We start from the raw sequence: 2905 nt of genomic DNA, 5'->3' as shown, positions 1-2905 counted from the left end.
GGTGGCGATCGCGATGATGGTGCTGGCCTTCCTGCTGTTCGGCTTCGCGGCGCTGCGCGGCTACGCGGCGCCGTGGAAGTGGGCCGCGCTCGCGGTCGCGCTGGCGGCGTGGCTGTGGGTGCTGGTGCCGTGGTACCGGCGCCGCGAAGCGATGACGCCGGCCCAGCACCAGCGGGGGTTCTACGCCGCGCTCACGGCCTGGGCCGTGACCGACGTGGCGGTGGTGTTGGCGTTCGCGCTGTAGGCGGCCGCCGGCGGCGCCACGCGTCGGCCCGTCGCCCTCGCGCTCCGGGTCGGCGCGGTGCGGTGGCCGGCGCCTCGGTCGCCCTCTCGCCCGGACCCGGCCTGGCACATCGACCGGCGTCTCGGTCGCCCCGTCGCTCGGACCGCGTCTGGCACGTCGGCCGGCGCGTGGCGTCAGCGTTCTCGCATGCAGTCCTCCCGGTGCGGCGGCCCTTCCGTCCCGCCGCCTCGGCAGGTACATCTACCGCGAACGCGTACGGCGCCTGCTTCGCGGAAGGCTCTCCGATGATCGTCGATCTCTCGCATCCGATCACGCGCGACGGATTCGTGTACCCGGGCTTCCCGTCGCCCGAGATCGTCCAGTTCCGCTCGCACTCCCGCAAGGGGAAGCCGTACGGCCCGCGCACCTCGTTCGCGATGACGCGGGTGAGCGCGGTGATGAACATCGGCACGTATCTCGACAGTCCGTATCACCGTCACGAGAAGGGGGCGGACTTCACGGGGGTGCCGCTCGAGCGCCTGGTGAACCTGCCGGGCGTGGTGGTGGACGCGCGGCGCCGGCCGGGCCGCAAGCTGCCGGTGGCCATCTTCCCGCGGCACCAGCTCACGGGGCACGCGGTGCTGATCCTCACCGGCTGGTCGGAGCGGTGGAATACGCCGCGCTACACCGAGCCCGGGCCGTTCGTGGGGAAGGAGGCGGCGGCGGCGCTGGTCGAGGCCGAGCCGGCGGTCGTGGGCATCGACTGCATGAACATCGACGACATCGACGATCCGGAGCGGCCGGCGCACACCCTGCTGCTGGCGGCGGGGATCCCGATCTGCGAGCACATGACCAACCTCGAGCAGTTGGCGGGGAAGGCGTTCCGTTTCTCGGCCGCGCCGCCCGCGTGGGAGCGGGTGGCGAGCTTCCCGGTGCGGGCGTTCGCGGTGGTGGAGTAGAGGGCGCAATCGCGGAGCCAGCCCGGCGTCTGCCGCATAAGGCCCGTCGCGGCGTAGGAACGGTTGTCGCCCGCCGGCCGCGGTGCGCACCGTGGGGGCATGACCGGCGATTCAGATCCCGGGCCCGACGGGGTGGGCGGCGAGGGCGCGCCCGTTGCCGCGCCGACGCCGATTCTCTCCGAGCGCGCGCTCCGCTACGTTCGGCGGATGCCGCCTCTTCCCCCTGACGGGTCGAGCTTCAGACCAGCAGCGCGTCCCGGAGGCAGGTCTTCCTCCATCTCGCGACCCGGTGCGATCCGGCCCGCCACGACGCCCGGGACCTCCGCGGGGTCGTCGCCTGCGCCGCCGACCCAGCCGCGCGACACGCTGGCCACGCGCCCGCACCCGCCGGCTCGGAGTTCATCCACCTCGGCCGAGGCCGGCGCGTCTCCGCCGGCGCGGCCGAAGCTCCTCGCCCGTCTGCGCCGCGCGATCCGCGTGCATCACTACTCGCCGCGCACCGAGGCGGCGTACGTCCTGTGGGTGCGCCGGTTCGTGCGCTTCCACGGCACCCGCGATCCGGCGACGATGGGCGAGCCCGAGGTCGCCGCGTTCCTGAGCGACCTGGCGGTGCGCGGACGCGTGAGCGCCTCGACGCAGAACCAGGCGCTGGGCGCGCTGCTGTTCCTCTATCAGGAAGTCCTGGGCCGGCGTCTCGCCTGGGTGGACGGCGTGGTGCACGCCAAGCGTCCGACGCGGCTGCCGGTGGTGTTGACGCCCGGCGAGGTTCGGGCCGTGCTGGCGCACATGCGCGGGCCGTTCTGGCTCGTGGCGATGCTGCTCTACGGCGCCGGCCTGCGGCTGATGGAAGCGCTCGAGCTGCGGGTGAAGGACCTGGACTTCGAGCGCCGCGAGATCCGGCTGCGGGCGGGGAAGGGGGCGAAGGATCGGGTGACGGTGTTGCCCGAGGCCGTGTGCGAGGGCCTGCGCGCGCACCTCGAGGTGGTGCGGCGGATCCACAAGCACGACCTCGCGGCCGGTGGCGGCGCGGTGCCCCTGCCGGGCGCGCTCGAGCGGAAGTTGCCGGGGGCGGCGAAGGACTGGGTGTGGCAGTGGGTGTTCCCGGCGGTGCGGCGGAGAGTGGAGGAGGAGGCGCGCGATCCCTCGGCACCCGCCGGCGGCCGGGGCGCGAGCCGGCGGGTGGGCCGGTGGCATCTCGACCCCTCGGGCGTCCAGCGGGCCTTTCACGCGGCGGTGCGGAAGAGCGGCATCACCAAGCGGGCGACCTGTCACACCCTGCGGCATTCGTTCGCGACCCACCTGCTCGAGAGCGGGGCGGACATCCGGACCGTGCAGGAGCTGCTGGGTCACAGCGACGTGCGGACGACGATGATCTACACCCATGTCCTCAACCGCGGTGGCCTGGGCGTCCGGAGCCCGGCCGACAGCTTCCGGATCGGCGGGCCGGCCGGGCCCTGACCGGGCGATGGGCGATGCCCGGTAAGCGGGGCGAGCCGCTCCCGTTTACGGCGTGAGCGCCGTCGCCGAGACCGCCGCCCCGGTCGAGGGGGCGCGTCCGGGCCCCGTGTCCGGGACGCGTCCGGGCCGCGTGTCCGAGACGCGTCCGGGCCCCGCCGGGGCGGGTCCGGGGCCGCGCAAAGGCTGCGGAGCTTTCCCTAACGCCTCCCTAACGCCCCCGTTGCTACATTGCCTGCCGCGCAGGGTTGCAGCGGAGCCGTCGGCA

Annotated in this window: 3 protein-coding genes; all 3 read left to right on the top strand. The window is 74.1% G+C overall.

Features of this window, described 5'->3' with window-relative positions:
* On the top strand, positions 1-244 hold a 244-nt coding region (locus VMF70_03630), incomplete at its 5' end, for a hypothetical protein (protein HTT67096.1).
* 284 nt (positions 245-528) lie between these two features.
* Positions 529-1182, top strand: a complete 654-nt coding sequence (locus VMF70_03625) for a cyclase family protein (GenBank protein HTT67095.1) — start codon at positions 529-531, stop codon at positions 1180-1182.
* Positions 1183-1641: 459 nt separating this feature from the next.
* A complete protein-coding gene (locus VMF70_03620; protein ID HTT67094.1) occupies positions 1642-2640 on the top strand; it encodes an integron integrase in 999 nt (332 codons plus the stop codon).
* The last annotated feature ends 265 nt before the right edge of the window (positions 2641-2905 follow it).

This window comes from Gemmatimonadales bacterium, from assembly GCA_035502185.1.
Classification (GTDB): Bacteria; Gemmatimonadota; Gemmatimonadetes; order Gemmatimonadales; family JACORV01; genus Fen-1245.
This window is presented reverse-complemented; position numbering and strand designations above follow the sequence as displayed.